Genomic DNA, 1957 nt, shown 5'->3' on the forward strand with positions numbered 1-1957 from the left:
AAAAGAACAATAAACTCATAATATCAATAAATTAGAGTAGGAAAACGTCTAAATCAAACTGAGTTTTCCCATTAAAATTTATATATTGATTTTGCTGAGGCTCAATAAAACATAACGCCGCGTTAAGGGGTGAGCAACGCGACTACCAACTCACTGCATTGCACTAAAAACCAATAAAATCAAAGCATAACGAAAATGCTACGCGTTGCGAATCCCTCTTAAACGCTTTGTTATGTGCAAATTTCACACAACTTATTGATTTGATTAACTCTTACAACTGAATCATTGGGCTCAAACTTCGGATTAAACCAAACTGCACTTACTCCGGCATTAATCGCGGGCAGAATGTCATTATCGAGGGAATCACCAACCATAATGAGAGAATCATGACTTACACCAAGATCTTGAGCTATTTTATGAAAAAACTCAGGAGAGCCTTTACCTAAACCTAAATTAGCTTTACAAAAATAACCAGCGAGAAACTGAGCTAAACCAACGCGTTCAAATGCTAATTTGATATCGTTTTCAGATGAGTCGGCTGCATTAGTAGCAACGTAAATAAGATGTTGCCTTGATAGATTTTCTAAAATCTCATGAGCACCATTAACGGCCTGAACCTCATCCCAATCACACATTTTTCCTTTTTGATCAGGAAAATCAACCATTAATGTATCGCCCCAATCAAATAAGTATATTTTGTTCAAATATGCCTCCTTGCACATAACGCCCAATTAAGTAGCCCGAAACGCAACTACCAACTTCCCGCACAACGCCGTAATCACTAAACTCAACGCATAATAAAAATGCCACGCGTTGAGGGTCTGCTTGAATTGTTTGTTATATTTCAGTTCCATACAGCTACTGAAACACCAAACAACCTTTAAAAATAGCAAACAACATCAGTCACTTAACGTAAGTTGAACTAATTTTTGGCACAAAAACAAACAGTTAATTTTTAAATTGACTCAAGCTTGCCCATTGATTCTGATGATAAATCTCAGAGAAACAAACCATTAATGTAAACCAAATCAAAATAGCAGCTAAATGAGCCCAAACGATAATGTTCGATAGGTATTGATATACTTGATCAAATCAACAGCTATCCATCACAATAAATCATCAACCAGCAAAGATCCCACATTACCACTTAACTTTTAAATTTGTAACAGGTTGAATTCAAGAGAAATATAACGCCCACTTAAGGGGCTGACAACGCGACTACCAACTTTCTGCATAACACTGAAACCACCGAAATCAACGCATAATGAAAATGCTGCGCGTTGGAAGTCCCTCTTGAAGTGTTTGTTATGCTTTATTACTTATTGATTAAATTTAACTTTTTCAATATTCATTGCTTACGAACACTTTAACTCAGAATGATAAACTTACCTACTTCCAGCAATCATTATTGCCAATAAGATCCCAAACAAGTTGAAGCGAATTAGCCTACAGAATCAAGGAACAAATAACGTCAAAGGAAAAAACCTTTCAGCAAAAATCGAACCTTTTGCGTACACAATTTATCAGAGCAGAGCCAGACAAAAGCGCACAAACATCGATAAACTTGCGCTAACCAAACACTGTCAGCAAGCTAGATGCCAATGAGATCCCAAACATGCTGAAGCGAAATAGCCTGTGGAATCAATGAACCAGTAACACCAAAGAAAGAGACTTTTCAGCGATAATCGAACCTTTTGCATACACAATTTATCAGAGCAAAAGCCGACAAAAACACAAAAGCATCGTTCAACTTTCAATCGCCACCAAAAAGAATAATAAACTCATAATATCAATTAATTAGAATAGAAAACCTCTAAATCAGACTGAGTTCTGAGGAATCCCCTAATGATTTTGATAAAAATCATCAAGTTAAGGTAGATACACACCTTGTCGTATGATCAAATGGTTTCGCCAAAAATCAATAACCAGACAACAAGATGTGCGAACTCGATATTTT

The 1957-nt window shown here is 36.2% G+C and carries 1 protein-coding gene; it reads right to left on the bottom strand.

All coding sequences use genetic code 11. The annotated features are described in order from the left end of the window. Positions 1-230: 230 nt before the first annotated feature. On the bottom strand, positions 231-704 hold the full coding sequence (locus FKN93_RS17240) for an HAD-IA family hydrolase (RefSeq protein ID WP_233268137.1): 474 nt from the start codon (positions 702-704) through the stop codon (positions 231-233). Positions 705-1957: the final 1253 nt, after the last annotated feature.

The sequence above is a fragment of the Vibrio sp. A8-1 genome (assembly GCF_013048685.1).
Lineage (GTDB): Bacteria > Pseudomonadota > Gammaproteobacteria > Enterobacterales > Vibrionaceae > Vibrio > Vibrio metschnikovii.